Origin of the sequence: Campylobacter sp. JMF_15 NE4, from assembly GCF_027737645.1 — a bacterium.
Classification (GTDB): Bacteria; Campylobacterota; Campylobacteria; order Campylobacterales; family Campylobacteraceae; genus Campylobacter_B.
The window spans coordinates 711718-734634 of the sequence record NZ_JAOVTY010000001.1 but is presented as its reverse complement, the minus strand read 5'-3'; the positions used below and the strand labels follow the sequence as shown (position 1 = coordinate 734634).

24 protein-coding genes are annotated in these 22917 nt (G+C 39.9%); 14 read left to right on the top strand and 10 right to left on the bottom strand.

Annotated features, from left to right (window positions below):
• The first annotated feature begins 56 nt into the window (after window positions 1–56).
• The 7 genes from OFN98_RS03750 (at window position 57) to OFN98_RS03720 (ending at window position 7367) form a co-directional block, all read left to right on the top strand.
• Window positions 57–446, top strand: a complete 390-nt coding sequence (locus tag OFN98_RS03750; protein WP_270874531.1) for a DoxX family protein — start codon at window positions 57–59, stop codon at window positions 444–446.
• Window positions 447–542: 96 nt separating this feature from the next.
• Window positions 543–2381, top strand: a complete 1839-nt coding sequence (locus tag OFN98_RS03745) for an AIPR family protein (RefSeq protein WP_270874532.1) — start codon at window positions 543–545, stop codon at window positions 2379–2381.
• Window positions 2382–2516: 135 nt separating this feature from the next.
• Entirely contained in the window at window positions 2517–2891 is a 375-nt protein-coding gene (gene rpsL, locus OFN98_RS03740; RefSeq protein WP_270859212.1) for a 30S ribosomal protein S12, read from the top strand.
• A gap of 74 nt (window positions 2892–2965) precedes the next feature.
• The gene (gene rpsG, locus OFN98_RS03735; protein WP_270859211.1) at window positions 2966–3436 is read left to right on the top strand and encodes a 30S ribosomal protein S7; all 471 of its coding nucleotides are present in this window, start codon (window positions 2966–2968) and stop codon (window positions 3434–3436) included.
• Window positions 3437–3446: 10 nt separating this feature from the next.
• Complete coding sequence (gene fusA, locus OFN98_RS03730; RefSeq protein WP_270859210.1) at window positions 3447–5522, top strand: elongation factor G; 2076 nt, start codon at window positions 3447–3449, stop codon at window positions 5520–5522.
• Window positions 5523–5622: 100 nt separating this feature from the next.
• Window positions 5623–6498 carry an Mrr restriction system protein gene (locus OFN98_RS03725; protein ID WP_270874533.1) on the top strand — a complete coding sequence of 292 codons (876 nt, stop codon included), beginning with the start codon at window positions 5623–5625 and terminating at the stop codon, window positions 6496–6498.
• A gap of 341 nt (window positions 6499–6839) precedes the next feature.
• Window positions 6840–7367, top strand: coding sequence for a hypothetical protein (locus OFN98_RS03720; protein WP_270874534.1), 528 nt, complete (start codon window positions 6840–6842; stop codon window positions 7365–7367).
• 98 nt (window positions 7368–7465) lie between these two features.
• On the opposite strand, the gene fldA is transcribed toward OFN98_RS03720, so the two are convergent.
• From fldA to OFN98_RS03680, 8 genes are all read right to left on the bottom strand, one after another.
• The gene (gene fldA / locus OFN98_RS03715) at window positions 7466–7957 is read right to left on the bottom strand and encodes a flavodoxin FldA (protein ID WP_270874535.1); all 492 of its coding nucleotides are present in this window, start codon (window positions 7955–7957) and stop codon (window positions 7466–7468) included.
• Window positions 7958–7960: 3 nt separating this feature from the next.
• Complete coding sequence (locus OFN98_RS03710; protein WP_270866788.1) at window positions 7961–8707, bottom strand: hypothetical protein; 747 nt, start codon at window positions 8705–8707, stop codon at window positions 7961–7963.
• 121 nt (window positions 8708–8828) lie between these two features.
• A complete protein-coding gene (locus tag OFN98_RS03705) occupies window positions 8829–11039 on the bottom strand; it encodes an endonuclease MutS2 (RefSeq protein WP_270874536.1) in 2211 nt (736 codons plus the stop codon).
• Entirely contained in the window at window positions 11036–11377 is a 342-nt protein-coding gene (locus tag OFN98_RS03700; protein WP_270859204.1) for a hypothetical protein, read from the bottom strand. The genes OFN98_RS03705 and OFN98_RS03700 overlap by 4 nt, the downstream gene beginning before the upstream one ends.
• A gap of 9 nt (window positions 11378–11386) precedes the next feature.
• Complete coding sequence (gene murC / locus OFN98_RS03695) at window positions 11387–12694, bottom strand: UDP-N-acetylmuramate--L-alanine ligase (RefSeq protein ID WP_270871194.1); 1308 nt, start codon at window positions 12692–12694, stop codon at window positions 11387–11389.
• 17 nt (window positions 12695–12711) lie between these two features.
• On the bottom strand, window positions 12712–13281 hold the full coding sequence (gene recR, locus OFN98_RS03690) for a recombination mediator RecR (protein ID WP_270859202.1): 570 nt from the start codon (window positions 13279–13281) through the stop codon (window positions 12712–12714).
• Window positions 13278–14522 carry an ArsS family sensor histidine kinase gene (locus OFN98_RS03685; RefSeq protein ID WP_270874537.1) on the bottom strand — a complete coding sequence of 415 codons (1245 nt, stop codon included), beginning with the start codon at window positions 14520–14522 and terminating at the stop codon, window positions 13278–13280. The genes recR and OFN98_RS03685 overlap by 4 nt, the downstream gene beginning before the upstream one ends.
• The gene (locus OFN98_RS03680) at window positions 14519–15190 is read right to left on the bottom strand and encodes a response regulator transcription factor (protein WP_270859200.1); all 672 of its coding nucleotides are present in this window, start codon (window positions 15188–15190) and stop codon (window positions 14519–14521) included. Before OFN98_RS03680 ends, OFN98_RS03685 begins: the two co-directional genes overlap by 4 nt.
• A 115-nt stretch (window positions 15191–15305) precedes the next feature.
• Between OFN98_RS03680 and dnaJ the strand changes: the two genes are divergently transcribed.
• The 7 genes from dnaJ (at window position 15306) to OFN98_RS03645 (ending at window position 20477) form a co-directional block, all read left to right on the top strand.
• Window positions 15306–16400 carry a molecular chaperone DnaJ gene (gene dnaJ, locus OFN98_RS03675; protein ID WP_270874538.1) on the top strand — a complete coding sequence of 365 codons (1095 nt, stop codon included), beginning with the start codon at window positions 15306–15308 and terminating at the stop codon, window positions 16398–16400.
• Window positions 16401–16419: 19 nt separating this feature from the next.
• Complete coding sequence (locus tag OFN98_RS03670) at window positions 16420–16647, top strand: FeoA family protein (RefSeq protein WP_270859198.1); 228 nt, start codon at window positions 16420–16422, stop codon at window positions 16645–16647.
• Between the two features lie 24 nt (window positions 16648–16671).
• Window positions 16672–19050 carry a ferrous iron transporter B gene (gene feoB, locus OFN98_RS03665; RefSeq protein WP_270874539.1) on the top strand — a complete coding sequence of 793 codons (2379 nt, stop codon included), beginning with the start codon at window positions 16672–16674 and terminating at the stop codon, window positions 19048–19050.
• Between the two features lies 1 nt (window position 19051).
• Window positions 19052–19213, top strand: a complete 162-nt coding sequence (locus OFN98_RS03660) for a FeoB-associated Cys-rich membrane protein (RefSeq protein ID WP_270869759.1) — start codon at window positions 19052–19054, stop codon at window positions 19211–19213.
• Window positions 19173–19406 carry a hypothetical protein gene (locus OFN98_RS03655; protein WP_270874540.1) on the top strand — a complete coding sequence of 78 codons (234 nt, stop codon included), beginning with the start codon at window positions 19173–19175 and terminating at the stop codon, window positions 19404–19406. The genes OFN98_RS03660 and OFN98_RS03655 overlap by 41 nt, the downstream gene beginning before the upstream one ends.
• The gene (locus OFN98_RS03650; protein ID WP_270876609.1) at window positions 19393–19542 is read left to right on the top strand and encodes a hypothetical protein; all 150 of its coding nucleotides are present in this window, start codon (window positions 19393–19395) and stop codon (window positions 19540–19542) included. The genes OFN98_RS03655 and OFN98_RS03650 overlap by 14 nt, the downstream gene beginning before the upstream one ends.
• Before the next feature lie 92 nt (window positions 19543–19634).
• The gene (locus OFN98_RS03645) at window positions 19635–20477 is read left to right on the top strand and encodes a hypothetical protein (protein WP_270874541.1); all 843 of its coding nucleotides are present in this window, start codon (window positions 19635–19637) and stop codon (window positions 20475–20477) included.
• A 185-nt stretch (window positions 20478–20662) separates the two neighbouring features.
• Here the strand turns inward: OFN98_RS03645 and OFN98_RS03640 are convergent, their stop codons facing one another.
• Window positions 20663–21562 (bottom strand): M48 family metallopeptidase, encoded by a 900-nt coding sequence (locus tag OFN98_RS03640; RefSeq protein ID WP_270874542.1) that lies wholly within the window; start codon window positions 21560–21562, stop codon window positions 20663–20665.
• A complete protein-coding gene (locus tag OFN98_RS03635; RefSeq protein ID WP_270874543.1) occupies window positions 21538–22860 on the bottom strand; it encodes an MATE family efflux transporter in 1323 nt (440 codons plus the stop codon). Before OFN98_RS03635 ends, OFN98_RS03640 begins: the two co-directional genes overlap by 25 nt.
• Window positions 22861–22917: the final 57 nt, after the last annotated feature.

Below are 22917 nucleotides of genomic sequence, written 5' to 3'. Positions count from 1 at the left end.
TTCTTGAATTTTGCCAAATTTTAAAATTTTAAAATTTCGCCATAAAGGAATTTTATATGCCAAAATCATTTCCAAATTTCGGATTATTAATGCTTCGTTTGACGCTTGGAGTCTGCCTTTTTATGCATGGCGTGGCAAAGATAATGAACGGCGTGGGCGGTATAAAGGGCATGCTGGGCGCAAAGGGATTGCCTGAGTTTATCGCGTATGGCGTGTATTTGGGCGAAGTCGTCGCACCCGTGATGATAATCATCGGCTTTTTTGCCCGCATTGGCGCATTAATCGTGCTTGGGCTGTGCGGTGTGATATTTTATCTAGCGCACCCTGATTTTTTGGCATTATCAAAACACGGCGGATTTGAGGCGGAGATTTTATACCTTTATATCGGAATTTCACTTTGCTTGCTGGCCTGCGGCGGCGGAAGATTTAGCGTGGTGAAGGATTAAATTTTTGTATTTTATTGTATAATTGAGGGTTTAAAATTTTCGATAAGAAAATTTTAACAAAATTTAAAAATTGTAATTTTTTAAAAGGAATTTTTTATGGAAAATCAAAATTTTAAAGAACAAATCAAAGAAGATATTAAAATTCTGCAAGAAGAATATGGTAAAAATAATCCACAATTATTAAAAAACGAATATGCTTTTAATTATTGGGTTTTGACAAAATTATTTTGTATTGATGAAGAAATCGTTGATGAGAATATTACAGAATATAGCGATGATGGTTGTGATTGCTATGTATATTTTGAAGAAGCCAAAGAATTATATATTATTCAAAATAAATATTATGATGACAATACTCAATTATCAGATGATTATGTTGCTAAAAAATTTTTAAGTGGTGGCCCGATAGATGCTTTGTTGGCGGATAAATATAAAAGATCGGAAAAATTGAAAGAAATTTTTAATAAATTTAAAGAAGATAGTGAATTTAAGATATTTTTATATTTATATATTACAAATGATAATGTAACGGAAACTATAAAAACAAGATTTGAAAAATTTAGAAATAACGATAATAGGATTAAAGCTCGTGTTGAAGCAAAATTATTTATGATTGATGATATACATAAGATTTATTATGGTGATAGAAAGGAAAATGTTAAAAAATTTGAATTTAAAATAAGAAGTAGAAATTCAGGAACAGTATTACAAATAGATACAAAAAGTTATAATCTGCCAAATTTAACAGATGCAAAATATATAATGACGCCTGTAAAATTAATATATGAGATGATTAAAGAATCGCAAGAAAAGAATTATATGTTGTTTAGTGAAAATGTAAGAGAATATCTTGGTAACAAAGGAATAAATGCAAAGATTGCAAACACACTAGATAGTGATGAAGATAGAGATAACTTTTTCTATTACAACAATGGAATTACAATTATTTGTGATACGGCGACTAAATCAAAACAAGTTGCAACAAGAGATGATGATAACAATATTGAATTTGTAATAAAAAATCCACAAATAGTCAATGGTTGCCAAACTGTAAATACTGTATATGAAATACTGAATAAATATATTCCAGAGCAAATAGATGAAAAATTTAAAAATACATTTGTTATGGTAAAGCTTTTAATTTTAGATAAAAGTAAAGATAATGATTTATATGAAAGAATTGTTGAATATAATAATAGTCAAAATGCTATAAGCGAAAAAGATTTTGCTAAAAATAAAAAAATATTTTTTAACTTGCAAGAAGAATTTAAAAAATTTGGTTTTTTATTGGCAATAAAACAAAGTGATAAATTTCAATTGAAAAATAAAGAAAAATTTAATGATTATAGACCAAAATTTGAAAAATACGAAAGATTGTTTGATATAAAATTTAACAAAATAGATGATATTATTATTGAGTTAGATAAATTTATGCAGGTAATTTTAGCTTTTAGCAAAGATGGCTATATGGCATTTACTAAAAAATCGCAACTTTTAAAAAATAAGAGCGATATACTTAGGTTTGTTATAAAATATATAGAGGACGGGGATTTGACACACAGTGATTTAATCAACATGTATTTATTATTTTTAAAAGCCGAAAAAGAGAAAAAACAAAGCGAAGACAAAAGAACTCCTATACCTTTTTATGTTTTAGGCTTCTTAGGAAAAGAGATAAATCAATTAAAAGGTGATGAGTTGAGACGAAAATTTAGATATATATTTGAAAATAAAAATAATTTAGACACTTTGTATAATTTTTATAAAATAGTTAGTAAGCGTTATAAACAGAATTATAAACAGAATATGAAGGCAGATTACAACTATATGATAAAAGCTCCGATAAATTATAGTATTTTACAGGATACTATAAATAATGAATTGGAAATGATAGAAAAAGATAAAGATATAATTAAAAAATATCTTGAAAATTAATTCTATCATATTTTAAAAATTCAAATTATTTGGTTGAATACAAATTTTTACTCGTATTCAACCACCTTTAAGCAAATTTTTAGTAAAATCAATCTCTTTTTTATTTAATAAATTTTTTGATGAAAGGAATTTACTGTGCCAACCATAAATCAATTGGTCAGAAAAGAGCGTAAAAAAGTGACTGTAAAGTCAAAATCACCTGCGCTAAAAGAGTGTCCTCAAAGACGCGGAGTTTGCACCAGAGTTTATACAACAACTCCTAAAAAACCAAACTCAGCTTTGAGAAAAGTTGCCAAAGTAAGGCTAACAAGCGGTTTTGAAGTCATCAGCTATATCGGCGGTGAAGGTCATAACCTACAAGAACACAGCATTGTTCTAGTTCGCGGCGGTCGTGTAAAAGACTTACCGGGTGTTAAATATCACATTGTTCGTGGTGCGCTTGATACCGCAGGTGTCGCAAAAAGAACAGTTTCTAGATCTAAATACGGTGCTAAACGCCCTAAAAAATAGTTTAGCTAAGACAGATTTAACCCTTAGTTTTGGTTAAATTTGAGTAAAATTTTCAAATTTGAAGGAATAATAAAATGAGAAGAAGAAAAGCTCCCGTAAGGGAAGTTATGCCTGACCCAATTTATGGCAACAAAGTAATCACTAAATTTATTAATTCACTTATGTATGACGGCAAAAAAAGCGTTGCAACTGAGATTATGTATGGTGCGCTTGATTTAATCGACAAAAAAGGCGGCGAAGCCAAAGGAATCGATGTTTTCAACGACGCTATCGAAAATGTAAAACCACTTATGGAAGTTAAATCTCGCCGCGTGGGTGGTGCAACTTATCAAGTTCCAATCGAAGTTCGCCCAGCTCGCCAACAAGCTTTGGCAATCCGCTGGATCATCACTTTTGCTAGAAAAAGAAGCGAAAGAACTATGATTGAAAGACTAGCTTACGAGCTACTTGATGCAGCGAATTCAAAAGGTTCTTCATTTAAGAAAAAAGAAGATACTTACAAAATGGCAGAAGCTAATAAAGCATTTGCCCACTATCGCTGGTAAGGAGTAAATCATGGCAAGAAAAACTCCACTTAATCGTGTTAGAAATATCGGAATTGCTGCTCATATCGACGCCGGTAAAACAACAACAAGCGAAAGAATTCTATTTTTCACAGGTATGAGCCACAAAATCGGCGAAGTGCATGAGGGTGCTGCTACTATGGACTGGATGGAGCAAGAAAGAGAAAGAGGTATTACTATTACTTCTGCTGCGACTACTTGCTTTTGGAACGATCACCAAATCAACCTAATCGACACCCCAGGCCACGTTGATTTTACTATCGAAGTTGAACGCTCTATGCGTGTTCTAGACGGCGCTGTTTCTGTATTTTGTTCAGTCGGTGGCGTGCAACCACAAAGCGAGACCGTTTGGAGACAAGCGAACAAATACCAAGTTCCAAGAATTATTTTCGTAAATAAAATGGACCGCGTAGGCGCAAATTTCTTCAATGTCGAGCAACAAGTTCGCGATAGATTAAAAGCCACACCAGTTCCGATTCAAATTCCAATCGGCGCAGAAGACAACTTCAAAGGCGTAGTTGATCTAATCACTATGAAAGCCCTTACTTGGGACGATGCAAAAGGTCCAAGCGCACCAGAAGTAGGCGAGATTCCAGCTGAATTAAAAGAAAAAGCACAAGAATATCGCGACAAAATGATTGAAGCGGTTGCTGAGACAGATGAAGCTTTAATGGAAAAATATTTCGCAGGCGAAGAGCTAAGCGAGGCAGAGATTAAAGCCGGTATCAAAAAAGGCTGCCTAAGCCTAGCATTTTTCCCTATGATGTGCGGAACAGCTTTCAAAAACAAAGGCGTTCAACCACTACTTGACGCTGTCGTATGGTACCTACCAGCTCCAAACGAAGTTCCAGCTATCAAAGGCGTTTATGAGGACGGAAGCGAAGCGGAAGTTCTATCTACTGATGACGGCGAATTCGCAGGTCTTGGATTTAAGATTATGACTGACCCATTTGTCGGCCAGCTAACTTTCGTTAGAATTTACCGCGGTATGTTGGAGAGCGGAAGCTATGTAATCAACTCTGGTAAAAACAAAAAAGAGCGTATCGGTCGTTTGCTTAGAATGCACTCAAACAAACGCGAAGAAGTCAAAGAGCTTTACGCTGGCGAAATCGGCGCGATTGTCGGTCTAAAAGATACACTTACTGGTGATACACTAGCTAGCGAAAAAGATAAAGTTATCTTAGAGCGTATGGAATTCCCAGATCCAGTTATCAGCGTCGCAGTTGAGCCAAAAACAAAAGCAGACCAAGAAAAAATGGGTATCGCACTTCAAAAACTTGCACAAGAAGATCCAAGCTTCCGCGTAGCAACTGACGAAGAGAGCGGTCAAACAATCATTAGCGGTATGGGTGAGCTTCACCTTGAAATCATTGTCGATCGTATGCTTCGCGAATTTAAAGTCGATGCAGAGGTTGGACAACCACAAGTTGCTTACCGCGAGACTATCCGCAAATCTGTCGAGCAAGAATACAAATACGCTAAACAATCAGGCGGTCGCGGTCAATACGGCCATGTATATTTGCGCTTAGAGCCATTAGAGCCGGGCAGTGGATATGAGTTTGTCAATGACATTAAAGGTGGTGCGATTCCAAAAGAATATATCCCAGCTGTCGATAAAGGCTGCCAAGAAGCTATGCAAAGCGGTGTTTTAGCTGGATATCCAGTAGAAGATGTCAAAGTTACAGTATATGACGGAAGCTACCACGAAGTCGATAGCTCTGAAATGGCGTTTAAACTAGCTGCTTCAATGGGCTTTAAAGAGGGCGCTAGAAAAGCAGGCGCAGTTATCTTAGAGCCTATGATGAAAGTAGAAGTCGAAACCCCAGAAGAGTATATGGGCGATGTAATCGGCGATCTAAACAAACGCCGCGGCCAAGTAAATAACATGGGCGAACGCGGTGGAAACAAAATCATCGACGCTTTCTGCCCACTTTCAGAGATGTTTGGTTACTCTACTGACCTTAGAAGCCAAACACAAGGAAGAGCTACTTACTCAATGGAATTTGACCACTACGATGAAGTTCCAAAAAATGTAAGCGAAGAAATCATCAAAAAACGCAACGGCTAAGATTTTTTAGCTTTTTATACTTTTCAAGGGAATTTGGCGAATTTGCCAAATTCCCTTTTTGTGCTTTTATAGTCAATTAATGCAATTGTAAGGAATTTAAATGCAAAAATCACATTGGCAAATTATAAGAGATAAATATCCATTTGATAAACTTATAGAAGCCACTTTTTTAGCTTTAAAAGAAAAAGGGAATTCCGCTTCGAATACCGAAATATTCAGTAAAACTATTGAAATATTAAATGTTGATGATAATTTTTTAGAAATTACGCATTTAGATACTCAAAGAAGTGAGCTAGACTATCAATTAGCTTGGGCTAGAACATATCTTAAATCTTTTGGTGTCATAACAAATAGTAGTCGCGGAGTATGGTCTATAACGCCGGAATTTGCAAAATTGGAAAATATAAATCCGCAAGAAATAATCGAAGAATTTAATAAAAATAAAAAAATAAAAGAAAATAAACAAAACGATAAAGTTTTAGAGCAAAAACTAGAATATGACGAAGAAAATGAAGAATTTCAAACTTGGAAAAATAGATTATTTAAGATATTAACAAATATGAACCCTTTTGCTTTTGAAAGACTTACGCGACATCTACTTAGAGAGTGTGGTTTTGTGGAAGTTGAGGTTACTAAAAAAACTGGTGATGGCGGCATAGACGGAACAGGAAAATTTAAACTAAATGGAATTTTTACATTTAATGTTGCATTTCAGTGCAAACGATATAGTGGCTCTGTTGGTGCTTCTGCGATACGGGATTTTCGCGGTTCTTTGACAACTGATATAGAAAAAGGTCTATTTATAACTACTGGAAGATTTACGCAAGATGCCAAAGAGGAAGCTATGAAGTCGGGTAAAAAACAGATTGACTTAATCGACGGCAATGAATTTATGGACAAATTAGCTCAATACGGACTTGGTTTAGAAGAAAAAAAAGAGTATAAAATTGACGAAAAGTTTTTTAATAATATTTAATATATTGTCATTGCCACGAAACTGCGTAGCAGTTTCTCATAATCTAAAAAATAATCAAAACTAAACAATTTAAAAAGAGTTTTAGCGTAGGGTGGGCAATCCTTGCCCACCAAAAAATTTAGCAATCCTATTGTCATTGCGAGACGGCGTAGCCGTCGTGGCAATCCAGTAAAATTTAGAGCGAATTTAAAATTTATCAAATTTTATTGTGAATTAAAATTTTTTTAAATTTCTCTGGATTGCTTCGTCGCTGTCGCTTCTCGCAATGACAGATTAAAGCGAATTTGCAAATTTAAACAAAAAATCGCTAGAATTTACCTAATTTTTCAAAAGGAAAAACAATGAGTTTTAAGTTTAACGAAGCCAAAATATCGGACTTGGACGCAGTTTTAAAGCCGTTTTCAAGCATAGGAAAAGAGTGGATGCTAGTTAGCAGCGGCACTAGCGAAAAATACCCACACTACAACACAATGACCGCTTCATGGGGCGGATTTGGCTATTTGTGGGAAAAGCCAGTAGCACACATCTACATTCGCCCGCAACGCCACACCTTCAAATTCAGCGAAAAAGGCGAGCTTATGAGCCTTTCGTTTTTTGAGCCTGGACACAAAAAGGCTTTGGCATATTGTGGCAAAATCAGTGGAAAAGACGAGGACAAGGCCGCAAACTGCGGGCTAAATTCGGTTTTGTTAGAGCGGGATTTAATCGGTTTTGAAGAGGCAAATTTGATATTAAAATGCAAAAAACTCTACACTTCATATTTTAAAGAAGAGGATTTCATAAGCTCGCAAGAGCCTGAAATGTGGTACTCTAACAAGGATTTTCATAGAATTTACATTTGCGAAATTTTGGGATTTTACACAAAATAAATTTTAAAATTTAAAGCTAAAAGTGGCGAGATTTCGCCACTTTGATTAAAATTGCGCCACTAAATTTCGCGGCGCAGTATCCCCCAAACTAGATAAATTTACGCCAAATTTGGCTTTATTTGCTCCACCCACGCGCTAATTCTAGAATCCGTCAAATCGCTTTGGTTGTCATTATCTAGGGCAAGGCCTACGAATTTGCCCTCTTTGACAGCGTTGCTGGCGTCAAACTCATACCCCTCAGTGCTCACCGCACCCACGATTACAGCGCCTTTTGATGTGAATTGTTCGTATAATTCCGCCATTGCGTTGCAGTAGGCGTCCGAGTAGCTAGCGCTATCGCCCATGCCAAAGATCGCCACGGTTTTGCCCGTAACTTCGAGAGCGCTAAAATCGAAGCTCGCCCAATCGTCCTGCAACTCGCCGTCGTTCCAAGTCGAGCTTCCTACGATGAGCGAGCTGTATTTGCCAAGCTCGCTAGGGGCGATATCGGCGACATTTACGACCTCGTTTTCAATGCCAAGTTGCGCTGAAATCGCCTTTGCGGCGTCCTCTGTGTTGCCCATAGAGCTACCAAAAATAATTCCTACCATGTTTTATCCTTTCAAAAAAATTTTATTATTTATGCTGTAAGGGACGAGTTTGAGAGTGAAATCCGGCGCGAAAGAGTGGGATTTGACCTCGATATGACGACGAAAATGCTCGCTTCTAGGATAGACAAGATATAGCGTGTCTAGATTTAGGTGCGAATTTTGCGAGATTGCAAGGGCGATGTCGCTTTGAATACCTGCGCCGTTTGCGTCGCCAACCTGCCTAAAAAAGGGCAAAATTCCAAGGCGAAATTCGCCCTTTTGTATGACGATAACCTCGCCATTTAGCGAGATTTGGCAGTTTTTGTTTTTGTATGAAATTTTGTCAAACACGAAATTTTTAAAACCGCTTGAAGCGTCGAAATTAATGCCAAATTCGCCGTTGTTTTGGAGTAGGGCGATGATTTTGGCGACTTTGAGTTTTGGCAAGCTCGCGCAAAGTGGAGCCTTTTTGCCTTGTAAAAATGAGTAGATGATTAAATTTGAAGTAAGGCAAAATTTGGTTGTTTTTTTGAAATTTAGGCTGTTTTTGGCGAGTGAAAATTTGATAAATTTATCAAAAATTTGACGAATTTTGGTGCAATTACGGCTAAATTTATGCGGGATTTGATAGGCACTACCAAGATTTGCGTTATACAGCGTCAAAAAAATTTGGCAAACTTGCTCTTTGCAAAATTCTTTAAAAATATCTGGCACAAAATCTTTGTTTCCAGCAAAGCCGAAAATTTCGCTATTTGGTGTGAAATTTTTCATCGCTAACCTTTTATATTTTGATATTTGATATTATTATAGTGGATTGTAGATTAAATTTAACTGATACCAAATATCATAAAAGCAAAAATTTCACACTAAATTTTGAAATTTCGCGCAGATTTTAGAGTTTGACGACCTTGCTTCCAAAACCCCCTTCGTTCGGGGCTCCGTCGCGGAAATCTTTCACGCTTGGGTGTGATTTGAGAAACTCTTTTACGGCGTAGGCTAGTTTGCCGGTGCCGATTCCATGCTTTACGATAACCTCGTCAAAGCCCATTACAAGGCTTTGGCTGATGAATTTATCAAGGCGCGTGATCGCCTCATCGGCGCGCAGTCCGTGCAAATCTAGCACGAGCGAGGCTTCGCGCGGTTTTTCGACCTTTATGCTGATTTTATTTGGCGCTGGGGCTGGCTGATTTCCGCTTAGTTTTAGCATATCGCGTGGCACACGAAGCCTTATTCCGTCGCTATCAATCATCGCCATAGTTTTGTTTAGGCTTACGATTTCGCCCTTGATTTTGCCGTATTTTACGCGATCGCCGACCTTGAAATCCACAGGCTCGCTGGCACTAAATTCTGGTTTAGAAATCGCCTTAACTAGCTCGTTTGCGTGGTTTATAGCGCGTTGCTTTTCTTTGGTATCATTTAGCCTAACTGTGCGTTTGGCCTCGTTTATAGCGTGGTAATACTCGTTTTCTAGCCTAGAAATCGTGGCAGCTAGCTCGTTTTGCGCGTTTTCTTTTTGCTCTTTTAGCGTGGCAGTTAGGGCGTCTAGTTTGCGTTCTTTTTGCTCGGTGGCGATAAGTTTTTGCTTTAATTCAAGTTCTAAATTTATCGCTTTTGAGATTGCTTCGTTTAAATTCTCTTTATTTTCGCCGTAATTTTGGCGCGCAGCTGCGACTAAATTTTGCGCTATGCCGTAACGAAGCGCTGTTTCAAAGGCATAAGACTTGCCGATAATTCCCTTTAAAAATTCGTATTTTGGGACGCTGTTTTTCTCGTCATACAGCGCGGCGATTAGCTCGACATTGGCGTCTTTTGCCAAAAGCATTGCGAGGCGTTTGTGGTGGGTGGTGATGACCATTTTGATATCGTTTTGCATGAGGCGCTCTATCATCGCGCTATACAGGCTCGCAGCCTCCTCGAAATCAGTTCCAAGCTCGATTTCATCGACGCCTACAATCATATCCTTGCGCCCAAAAAGCTTGCTAAATGCGACCATACGCCCAGCAAATGTGGAGATATCGTTTTTAGCATTTTGCGGATCTTCCATGATTAGCTCAAATTCCTTAAACGAGCCAATCTTGCTTTTTTGGGCGCAAATTCGCATAGGAAGCAGGTATTTGCCTAGCAAGCACGCACTCATTATGCTTTTTAAAAGCATTGATTTTCCGCCGGCATTTACGCCAGTAATCAGCAAAATTTTGCCCCTAAATTCCACGCTGATTTTTTTAGGATTTTTTAGCGCAGGGTGGGCAAATTCGCTAATTACTATATCTTTTGAACTATCAGCTAGCACGATTTCATAGTCGTTTGCTCTCATCATTTGCGCTCTTGCGATAAGTCCGTCGATTTCGTCGAAAGCCGAGTTTATAAATTTCAAAAACGGCAAATTTTTGGTGAAATTTGAACTAATTATCTTGCAATGCTCGAAAATGATTTCTTCTTTTTTATCCAAAATCGCACTTTGAGCCGATTTGAGCGCGGTTACAGCATCGGGTGCGACATAAAAATACCCATTGGCTGAGCGCCCCAAAACTGCGCCTTTTAGCGCATGGTTAAATCCGCCTCGCACCAAAAGCGTCTCGCTGTCGTTGATATAGTGAATCTGCGTGTCGGCTAGGTAGGGCGAAATAGATTTTGTGTAGATTAGCTTTTTTAGGGTTTGATTAATCTCTTCGCGCTTGATTTTGTAAGCCTCATTTAGCGCGATGAAACGCTCATCGACGCTGTCTTTGAAGGCGCCGTTTTCGTCAAAATAGTCTTTTATGGCTTTTATGCTATCTGGAATTTCGATTTTATCGAGATACGCGCGCAGTTTTCCTTCGAAATTTTGCCTTTTTAGATACAAAAAATATCGGATAATCTTGCTAAATTCGTAAATTTCGCTTATGTGAAGCACGGCGTGTTTGCCAAGGCGCATTAGCGCGTCATCGAGGTTGGCTACGCTTTCGCATGGGCTTAGGTCAAATTTAGCGAATTCATTTATTTTTTCGAAATTTATCTTGCTATCGCCGTGCAAAAATAGTGGTTTTTCGCGCGCCAAATATGAGTTAAATTTCGCCAAATACTCGCTTAAATCGAGTTTTTTAAACAGCTCGTCTATGTTCATAATTCGCACTCTTTAATCTCGTAAATTTTGCCGTTGTATGGGTGTGGGGCGTCTTTTTTGGCGATGAAGGAATTTAGCGAAAACGAGTAGGTAAAATGCGCGCTCTCCACGCTCTCGCCACGGCATTTCACGCTTTTTCCAGCGTTAAAGGCATTTACGATTTGCTGGGAATTTTTAGCAAAATTTGCGCTAAAATTTTCGTAAAAATAGGCGCTACCTCCCACGCATAAAATAATTGCAGTAAGCAAAATTTTAAATTTTGCATTTAAAATTTTATTATCCACGAAAAAAATCGCCACTATGAATAAAAAAGCAAAAATAAAAATCAAAAATCGCACAACTTTTCCTTAAAATTCGCCACGCAACTGATATGTGATATCACCTGCGCCAAAGCCGATTACTAGGCCGTCATTTATGATATGGCGCACGCCAAAAATATCGCTGAATTCGATCTTTTCGCCATTTCTAAATACTCTCTCGGCAAAAAGCGGATTAAGGACTTTAAACTCTTCTTTTAAATCCACGCCGTTTGGGTTCTCGCCGGCTGCATACACAGGCAAAATCACCAAATCCACACCCTCGCCAAAGCACTCTTTAAACCCGGCTAAATTTGCCTTTAACCTGCTGTATCTATGTGGCTGGAAAATCGCCGTAATCTTGCTAATGCCTAGCAAGGCGGCGTATTCTTTCGCGCTTTTTAGTGTAGCGGCGATTTCTGTGGGGTGATGACCATAGTCGTCGATTAGGACGAAATTTGGATTGGCGCAGAGTATGTCAAAACGCTTTTTAATGCCTTTGTAGTTTAATAAATTTTGGCGTATGTTTTCTAGCCCTGTCTCGCACGCAGCGGCTAAAATCGCTAGCGAAGCGTCGATCGCGATATGCTCGCCAATCCCAAAAACCTCGAATCTGCCAAGCTCTTTGAGATTGAAGCTAAGATATGGTTGATTATCGCGTAAAACCATTTTGAGATCCGTGATATCGCGCGAAGGGTAGAGTTTGATCGCGCTTAAATTTAACGAGCCTAAAAATTCGTCCTCGGCGTTGATAACGCGAATTTTAGCCCTTTCCAAAAATCCGCGATATGCGGCGTGAAATTTGTCTAAATCGTTGTCGTAATGATCCATGTGCTCTGGCTCAGCGTTGGTTACTACTGCGACATAAGGGTTGGAGTTAAGAAAGCTAGAATCGCTCTCGTCGGCTTCGAAAATGATATTTTCGCTGTTTTCGTATTTCATATTTGAGCCAAACTGCTTGCTAATCGCGCCGATGATAACCGAGCCATTTATTAGCGATGAGGCAATCGCGCTCGTGGTGCTTTTGCCATGCGCCCCAGCCACGGCAAATACATGCTTGTCTTTTAGCACATAAGGCAAGGCTTCTTTGCGCGATAGGCATTTGATACCGCGCTTTTTGGCCTCGACTAGCTCGACATTATCCTCTTTGATAGCGGCTGAATACACCACGACCTCTTGATCTTTTATCGCCTCTGCGCTGTGCGGGGTGTTGATATCCATACCGCTTTCGCGTAGTTTTATCGTGGTTGGGCTTTCTGAAATATCGGAGCCTGAAATCGTGTAGTTTCGCTCCTGCAAAAATCTAGCCAGCGCGCTGATTCCGATACCGCCAATGCCTATGAAATGAACCTTTTTCACTATTTTTCCTTTTAAATTTATATATTCGTGCGTCCGTTGATTGCCTTCATAAGCGAAAGCATATCTATATTATCCAAGCTTACGCCAGTTGGCACGCCTTGGGCAAGCTTGCTAAAACGCAAATTTAAATCAGAGAGTTTATCCTCGACATAGAGCATAATCCCGTCTGAATTTATACTAGGCGTTAGCGCAAAAATCAGCTCATTTGCGCCATTTTGGATTATCATGGCGCGAAGTTTGTCGATGATTTCTTCGCTAGCGTCTTCTAAAACAAAATATTTGCCGTTAAAAATTTTATTACTCTCAAAGATAAAAATATCTTTCGGGCTCTCTACAATGGCGATTTTCTCGCTCTCTCGCTCCTCATCGGCGCAGTATTCGCAGATCTCGTCCTCGCAAATCGCACCGCAAATTTCGCATTTTTTCAGTCCTCGCACAGCTTCTTCGATATTGTGAGCTAAATTTAGCCCCAAAGTTGAGTTTTGCACGCTGACATAATACGCAAAACGCAAAGCCGACTTTTTGCCCACGCCTGGGAGCTTTTCGAAGCTAGCAACTAGCTCTTCAAATTTATCATTTGCACTCATTTTTTACTGCCTGGATTGTTGAAAATTATAGAAAAATAATGTGTATTATCTGAATAATTATAAGTAAAGCTAAATTTATGAAGTTCGCAAATTTTATCTATGATATACAGCCCAAGCCCCATGCCAGTGGCCTTTTCGTTTTTGTTGCGAATAAAGGCTTGTTTGTAGTGCTCGAAGGATTTTTCAAGCGCATTGCCATGGTTTGCTACGCTGATTTTATTCTCGTCGCAAATCACGCTGACATGGTGATCGCTGGAATATTTTAGGCCATTGTCGATTAAATTTTTAATCGCCAAGGCAAAAAGCCCAAAATCGACATTGATAATGGCGTCATCTTCGATATTTTCGGCAACTAAGCTATCCCATTTATCTAGCATTGACATATCGCGAACCTGCTCTAAAATCAGGCTGAAATGGTATTTTTGGTAATTTAGAGTGTAGCTTTTGGATAGAAGTTGCTCGATTTTTGCAAATTCATTAATCAAAATTTCAAGCCGCTCAAAAACAGCCACGAGGCGGGTCTTTTGCGTCTCATCATCGAGCATTTCAGTGATTAGTCTGCCCTTGCCAATCGGGGTTTTTAGCTCGTGCATTATGGTGCGTAAAAACAGCTGTCGAGAGCGGATAAGCTCTTGAATTTTAATAATCGCGTTGTTAAATTCATGCGCTACTTGGCCGATTTCGTCCTCTCTGCGAATTTGTTTTAAATCTATTTCTAAATTTCCTAGGGAAAATTGTTTTATGTTTTTGCTAAGCTTTTTTAGTGGCGCAAAACTGCGTAAAATCGAGAGATACAGCGAAAACAAAACCACAATAGTAATCAAAAATCCCACCCAGAGCGGATCGTTTAAATTTTTGGTGCCAATACTCTCAAAAACCACGACCATTGAGTTGTTTTTGATATTTAAAAACAGAGTGTTGTTATACTCGATCGAGCTAATCTCGCCTATGGCAGTTTCTTGCGCGAAGTATTTTTTGCCTGAAATTAGGACATTTTGGACTAAATTTTTATCCTTGACAAGCTCCAAGCCAAAATTTGAAAAATAGCTTTCGATATCTTGTGGCGGGTTGTTTCGTTTGTAGGATTCTAGCAGGTAATTTACGGCGTTGATTTGGTTTGCTTGCATGCTACCTAGGGCTTTGTTCATTTGAATTCGCCCAAATGTGATAAACAGCACGCAAACCAAAATTATCGCAGTTACGAAAAATATCGTAATTTTCGTGATTAAAGAGTGCTTCATCCGATGAGCTTATATCCGATTCCGCGAACTGAAAAAATATGTTTTGGTGATTTTGAGTTGTCTCCGATTTTGGTGCGAAGGCGACCGATGATGACATCAAGGCTTTTTGAGTCTTTGTCTTTTAGGCTCTTGCAGTGATATACTAACTGCTCGCGAGAAACAGAAAAGCTGTGTTGTTTGATGAGATATTCTAAAATTTCATATTCAGCCGGAGTTAGCACGAGTGCCTCTTCGCCAAAGTAAATTTCATGGCGTTTTTCATCTATGCGAAATACGCTATCAGCGACGGTTTCTTCTTTTTCGATTGTTTTTTTATAACGGCGAATTAGGCTCATAATGCGTGCGTGCATTTCCTTTGGATCGTAAGGTTTAGGCAGATAATCATCTGCTCCGATTTGCAGTCCCACGACCTTGTCGCTGACATCAGATCTGGCCGAGCTAATGATGATTGGAATATCGTATTTTTCGCGGATTTCTTTGCATACTTCCAGTCCGTCCATGCCAGGAAGAGTTAAATCCAAAATTAGCAAATCATAGTTTTTGATTCCGGCACTTAGTCCGATATATGGGTCTTCGAAATTTGTAACATTGATATTAAATTTAGCCAAATATTCACTTAGCAAAGTAGCAAATTCGCTATCGTCTTCGATCATAAGCACATTTACCATGACGCGTCCTTTATAAAAATTTTGAAATTTTGCATTATATTGTAAAATAGTTAAATCTTAACTTGCATTTTAGCAAATTTAGATAAAATTGAGCCTTTTTAGTTTAGGAGAGATAATGGAAGAAGATTATTATGATATTTTAGGCGTGGCGCGCGACGCGGACGCTGAAACGATAAAAAAGGCATTTCGCAAACTAGCCTTGCAGCACCACCCAGACCGCAACCAAGGCAACAAAGAGAGCGAAGAGCAGTTTAAAAAAATAAACGAAGCTTACCAAGTCCTAGGCGATGAAGAAAAACGCAAAATGTATGATAGATACGGCAAAGAGGGCTTATCTGGCGGATTTGGCGGTGGCGGTAGCGCAGGAGATGCCTTTGGGTTTGGTTCGATGTTTAGCGACTTTTTCGAGCAAGCCTTTGGCGGAGGCGGTAGCAGAGCCAAACGAAGCGTCGATCCGTATGGCATAGATACAGAATTAGCCGTTACTTTGGAATTTAAAGAAGCTCTACGCGGTGTGCATAAAGATGTCAAATACAAAATCAAAAAACCATGCCCTACCTGCGACGCAACTGGCTCAAAAGACAAGAAAAAACATACCTGCCAAACATGTGGTGGTTCTGGGCGAATCATGGCAAGGCGCGGATATATGAGCTTTATTCAGACTTGTAGCGCGTGTGGTGGAAGTGGAGAGAGCATAAAAGAAAAATGCAAAGATTGCGGTGGCAAGGCATATATCGAGGAGGAAATCAGCGTCAAATTTGACATACCAGCTGGCATTGATGATGGGCAAAGAATCCGCCTAGGGGGCAAAGGAAATGTCTCTAAAACAGGCGAGGTCGGCGATGTGTATGTGCTAGTAAGAGTGCGCGCAGATAGCCATTTCGAGCGCGACGGCGATGATTTGTATATCGAAGTGCCTGTTTTTTTCACCCAAGCGATTTTGGGCGAGAGTATCGAAGTGCCAACCCCTGAGGGCAAGACCGAGTTAAAATTAAAAGTCGGAAGCAAGGATAAGGATAGATTTGTGATCCATGGCGAGGGCGCGCCAAATATCAGAACCAAACAAAAAGGCGATTTGATTGTGCAAATTAGCGTCCAAACCCCAAAGAAACTAAACGACAAACAAACCGAGCTTTTGCGCGAATTGCAAGCTAGCTTTGGCGAAAATGACGAGGGAATTTTAAGCAAAATCAAAAATTTCTTTAAATAATGAAATTTATGGAGAATTTATGCAAAGGCTAAACGAGGTAAAAATCGGCGCAAGTGTCAAGGTGGTCAAAATCCACGGAGACGGCGCACTCAGGCGTCGGATTATGGATATGGGGATTACAAAAGGCATTGAGATAAAGCTAAAAAAAGCCGCCCCCTTAGGCGATCCTTTGGAGCTAGGCGTGAGAGGATACGAGCTCTCGCTACGCAAGGCCGACGCGTCATTGATAGAGGTCGAAAATTTATAAAATTTGCAAATTTAAAGAGTAAGAATGATAAAAATCGCACTTGTAGGAAATCCAAATTGTGGCAAAACGACATTTTTTAACGCCCTAACTGGCGCAAATGCCTTTGTGGGCAACTGGCCGGGCGTAACGGTCGAGAAAAAAGAGGGCTGTTTAATCGGCAAAGAAAATATCATAATCACCGATTTGCCGGGCATTTACTCGCTCTCGCCATACACGCCAGAAGAGATTGTGGCGCGCAATTATTTATTGCACGAAAATCCAGATGTGATTTTAAATATCATCGACGGCACGAATTTAGAGCGAAATTTATACCTTAGCACGCAACTTTTGGAGCTTGAAATTCCAATGGTAATCGCTGTGAATATGACCGACATTTTGCGCAAAAGAGGCGATAAAATCGATTTAAAACTTCTTAGCAAAACCCTTGGCGCGCCGTGTGTGGAGATTTCTGCGCTTAAAAATATCGGCACGAATTTATGCGTGGAGCTAGCAATCGAGGCTAGCAAAAACCCTGCCCCGCACCCAAAACACGATTTTTGTGGCCCAGCCGAACACGCGCTAGCGCATATCGAAGACGCTGTTTTAAAGGGCGAAAAGGGCGATAGGTGGTATGCGGTTAAAATTTTCGAGCGCGATGAGAGCGTGCTAAAAGAGCTAAAAATCGAAAAAGCCAAATTTAGCCTAATCGAGGAAAAAATCAAATCCTGTGAAACCGAGCTCGATGACGATAGCGTGGGGATTATCGCAAACGAGCGATACAATTATATCGCGCGCGTAAAAGAGGCGTGTTTTGCCAAAAACACCGATTTCGTGGCAAATGCAAGCGAAAATATCGACAAGGTTTTGACGCATAGAATTTTCGCTTTGCCGATTTTTGCTGTGATTATGTTTATCGTGTATTACACTTCGGTTACGGGCGTGGGCGGGCTGATGACGGACACCGTAAATGACGGGATTTTTGGCGATGGATTTTTCGTAGGAAGTAGCGAAAAATACGAGCAGGCTCTTAGCACACATTTGCAAAGCAAAATTTGCACGAGCGAATTTGTGGGCGCATTAGATTTGATAAATCCTGAATTTAGCGCAGCCTCAGAAAATCTCAAAACCGCTTGCAATGAAGGCGATTTTGGTGCATTTAGCGAAAATTTTGACGCACTAAGCGGTGAAATTTCGCAAATTTCAAACGAAAATTTAAAAGAGCAAATTTCACTAGCTAGTGCGAATTTAGAGGCCGAAATTTTACCAAATCCTAGCGAGTATGGGCTGTATCTGCGCGGTCTGCCTGTGGTAATGGACGAGTTTTTGGAGCGCATAAACTGCGCGCAGTGGCTAAAAAGCCTCATCATCGACGGCGTTATTAGTGGCGTGGGAGCGGTGCTTGGCTTCGTGCCACAAATGGCGGTGCTTTTTATCTTTTTAGCGTTTTTGGAGGCGTGCGGATATATGACGCGCGTGGCTTTTGTCTTAGACCGCGCATTTCGTAAATTTGGGCTTAGTGGCAAGTCCTTTATCCCTATGCTAATCGGCACGGGCTGTGGCGTGCCCGGCGTGCTAGCTACGCGCACAATCGAGAGCGAAAAAGACCGCAAAATGGGCATTATGACGACTACATTTATGCCGTGTTCGGCGAAAATGCCGATGATTGCGCTGATTTCCGCTGCGCTTTTTGGCGGAGTGTGGTGGGTGGCGCCTAGTGCGTATTTTCTAGGGATTTGCGCGATTGTGATTTCAGGGCTAATGCTTAAAAAAACGCCGATGTTTGCGGGCAAACCTGCGCCTTTTGTTTTGGAGCTTCCGCCATATCACATGCCAACCCTCAAAAATATTTACCGAAGCGTCAAAGAGCGCGTAAGCTCGTTTATCAAAAATGCTGGAACGATAATTTTCATCTCATCGGTGCTGATTTGGTGCGGATCGCGGTTTGGCTTCGCCGAGGGGGGCTTTGTCTTTGATATAGAGCTTGATTTAAACGATAGCTTTATCGGCAAAATCGGCGCGTTTGTGGCGCCTGTGTTTGCGCCACTTGGCTTTGGCGACGCGAAGTCTGCAATCGCCACGCTTATGGGCTTAGTAGCCAAAGAAGAGGTCGTGGCGGTCTTTGGGATACTCGATTTTTCGGGGCTTGACACGCTTAGTGGATATGCGTTTTTGGCTTTTAACCTGCTTTGCGCGCCTTGCATAGCGGCAATGGCGACAATCGCAAAAGAGATGAGAAATGCGCGCTGGACGGCGTTTGCGCTTGTGTATCAGACGCTGTTTTCTTACGCGGTCGCGCTTATGATTTATCAATTCGGCAGATTTTTTAGTGGTGCGCAAGGCGTGGGAGTGGGGCTTTTCGTGGCGTGCGCGTGCGCTGCGCTGATAATTTTAATGCTAGCAAAACCTTATAAAGAGAAAATTTGATATGGAAATTTTAATCAACAATATCGGAACAATCGCGGTTTTAGTGGTGCTTGGTGGGCTTTTGTTTTTGGCAGCAAGAAGCTTTGCGAAAAACAAAAATTCCTGCAACAAATGCGAGGGCTGTGGCTGTAACAACCCGCAAGAGTGCAAAAAAGACGAGTAAGGGTGGTTTTGCCTTTGCAAGGCGCGCTTGGCGCGAACCTATGAACCCTGCGCCTGATTTGTCATTGCGCGGTAATCAAAGCGCAAATTTTGCTAAATCTGTCATTAGGGGAATTTTTGCGAAGCAAAAATTCGTGGCAATCTACGAATTTAAAATTCCAAAACGCAAATTTCGTGTAATTGCGAAATTTTAGTAATAAAATTGAAGCGATAAACTCGCTAATTGCTACCATAGAAGCAAAATCAGAGCTACAAGCTCACATACTAAAATCAAATTTCACGCTTAAAAAGCTTAGCCTAATCGCAGAGCAGAGTAAGAAGTGTGAGTGAGGGAGAGATGATGAAAAATGCAAATTTAAATTTACTTGTTGAGTGAATTCAGTATCACAGATACTGACCGAGATTTTATAAAAGGATTAAATTTGGAAAACAGAAATTTCAAAAACGATATTTTTAATAAAAATAAGAATTTGAGGGATTACGATAAAGAGCCGTTGATTTTGCGTGATTATACTAGCTGGGCTTTGGCTTTCCATTTTTTACTAATTTTTGCATTTTGGGTTACTGCTTCATTGTTTATTTTAAACAAATTTGATGAATTTGAATACGGATATTTAGAAATAGGCGAAACTATACAAACAATTATTACTTTTGGATTTATAATGTTTTTTATGTTATTGCTTGATTTTTTAAATATTTCTAATATGAAATCACATTATACTTATTTCTACAACTCAAAAGTTGTATTTTACAATCATAAAAATCAAGTCGATGAGACAATACATTTCCGAGTTATGGGAGATAGGATTGTGCTTTGCAATCCTTATGATAATCCAATCAGTTATGATATTTCACATGTAAAAAAAGAAGAAGGCAAAATGGTATTTTGTTCTTTTTTACGCATAATCTTTACAGAGGCTTTTGGCTGGATATTTTTAAGTGGATTTATAATAGCAAATTTGGGTTCTAGGGATAGTTTTGGACTATTCTTGTTGAGTGTGCTTATCACAATATTTATGTTATTTGTAGCTGAATTTTTAGAAATTTTAGTCTTTATGGGAATTTATAAAAAATCAAATAAAACTCTTAAAAATTTTTGGAAATATGCTAGAAAATTTCAAATAAATATAGAATGGGGGTCTATCGAAAGATGGAAAGTTGCTCCAACTATCAATATGTTTTATTTTAATCAAAAAGACCACGACGAATTAAGAAAATATGTATTAAGCATATTTCACAGAGATATTGACAATAATTTAAAATAAAAATTTTCTAATAAGGAGACAAAAAATGAGTAATTCTAGTAGAATTCACAAGGCTACTAGTGAGCTAAACAAGGCAGAATAGAGATTATAAATTTTGATAAATTTAAAAATTCTCTAAATTTTGCACGCGTAGAGTGCTTCGTCAAGGCTTGCGCCTTTCCTCGCAATGACAACAGGGGCGAAAATTATCTATTTTTCACCAGATTAATTCGCTCTTTGAAATCAGGCATAATCCCAGCTATGAAGTCGTAAAATTCGCGCCTGTGGTGGGCGTAGATGAGGTGAGTTAGCTCGTGAAGCACGACATAATGGATAAAGCGCAAATCTTTTTCAACCAATTTTAACGACAAATTTATGTAGCCCTTCGTGCTGTTGCAGCTGCCCCAGCGCGTCTTCATATCGCGCACGACTAGGCGATTGACGCTCTTTTGCACGAACGGCAAGTAGAGTTTAATCAAATCTTTGTATAAATTTAATGCCAAAAATTTCTTAAATTTCGCAAATTCTATCTCGTTTGCGCAGTAAATTTCGCTTCCGCAAACGGCGATTTTGCCGTTAAATTTAGCCAAATTTTTCGCCAAAATTTCGTTTGGCGTGGCTGGCGTGGCTGGCGTGGCTGGCGTGGCGGACTGGGCGGACTGGGCGTTCGTGGAGTTCGTGTTTGGCGTGGCACTAGGCGCAGTATCACTTGCAAAATTTGCGTCAAATTTTAGCGCACTATCACTCGCGCCACTCTTGCAAAATTTCGGCGCAGTATCGCCACCACTAAAATTTTGCGCACTAAATTTCGGCGCAGTATTCCACAAATCCGCGAATTTCTCGCCAAATTTCAGCTCATAAATTTGCCCTAAAATTTCACTCTCGTTTTCTTTTAACGCCAAATTTTCGTATTTTTCTAAGGTTTTTTTAATCCAAATTTCATGCGATGCGATAAATTCCTGCGCCCTTTTCGCGCTCCAAAACCACGGCACGCTAGCGCGCACGGCGCAATCATGGCTAATGCGAATCCTAGCGTATTTTACGCGCTTGAAACTCGCCAAAACGCAAATTTTGCCCAAATTTAGACTAATCGTTTGCTCTGCCATTTTTTGCTAATCCACCGCCAAGTATTCGCCCCGCCTCTGAGCCACTCATCGCACAAAAACCCAATCCAAACGCCCAAAATCCCGATTCCAAGCGAAATGCCTAAAAAATACCCCACCGGAAGCGACACGCCCCACATAAAGATTAACCCCATTAAAAACGGAAATCTCGCATCACCACTGGCGCGCAAGGCATTGACAAAGACGATATTAAAGGTGCGCCCGAGCTCTAAGATTATCGTTAGATAAAACAGCGGCCGCATGATTTCTTTGTGCGCCCCGCCCAGATTTAGCACGCTCATGATTAGCTCGCGCGCGAAAAAGACGACCGCGATGAAAAACGCCGTGACGATTAGACCGATTTTTAGCGCGTGAAAGGTGTGCAAATACGCGCGCTCTGGCTCTTTTGCGCCCACTAGGCGGCCTACGATGACCTCGTTTGCCATGCTAATGGCACTTCCGCCAAAGAAAATAAAGCTTGAAATCTGAAAATAAATCGTCTGCACCGTAAGACTTGCCTCGCCCATACTCGCTACAAAGGCAAAGGCGACAAGATATTGCGTGATCCAAAGCAGATTTTCCCCAGCGCTCGGCAGTCCTACGGATAAAATTTTGCGTAAAATTTCAAATTTTATTTTCAAAAACATTGAAAAGTAAAATTTCAGTTTTATGATTTTTACGGCAATTAGCGCGAAAAGTATCACGCCCACAATTCGCCCGATAATCGTGCTAATTCCAACGCCAAAAAGCCCATAAAATGGCAGTCCAAAGGGCTGGAAGAGTGCGATAAAATTTCCCACTAGCGTGATGATATTCATCGTTACAGAGATGATGATTATGTAGTTTGCATAGCCATACACGCGGATTATCGCGCTAAAAACTATCGCCACAGCGTCGATTGCAAAGACAATGCTAATGATTTTTAGATAAATCGTGCTATCGGCAAGTAGTTCGCTTGGCACTTGTAAGGCACGGAGCAAAAGCGTGGCGCACGAAAATACAAAAACCCCGCTAAGTCCGCCGATTAGGGCGTTAAAGGTAATGCTAGTATGTATTGCGCGCAGGGCTAAAATTTTATTCCTAGCCCCCAGAGCTTGGGCGACCACGACCGAGCAACCCACAGCCAAAAACCCAAAAACCGTGATAAAAAGCAAAAATACCTGATTGCCAGCGCCCAACGCGCCTACGAGCCTGACATCGACAAGGCTTATCATATAGGTGTTAATCAGCGCGGTAACTAGGCGCAAAAACATATCCGCATAGATTGCTAGGCTTAGTTTTGTTAGTGAAATTTCCTTCATCAATTCTCTTTTTTTAAAATAAGAAGCGCATTTTAGCGAAAAATTCATAGATTAAAT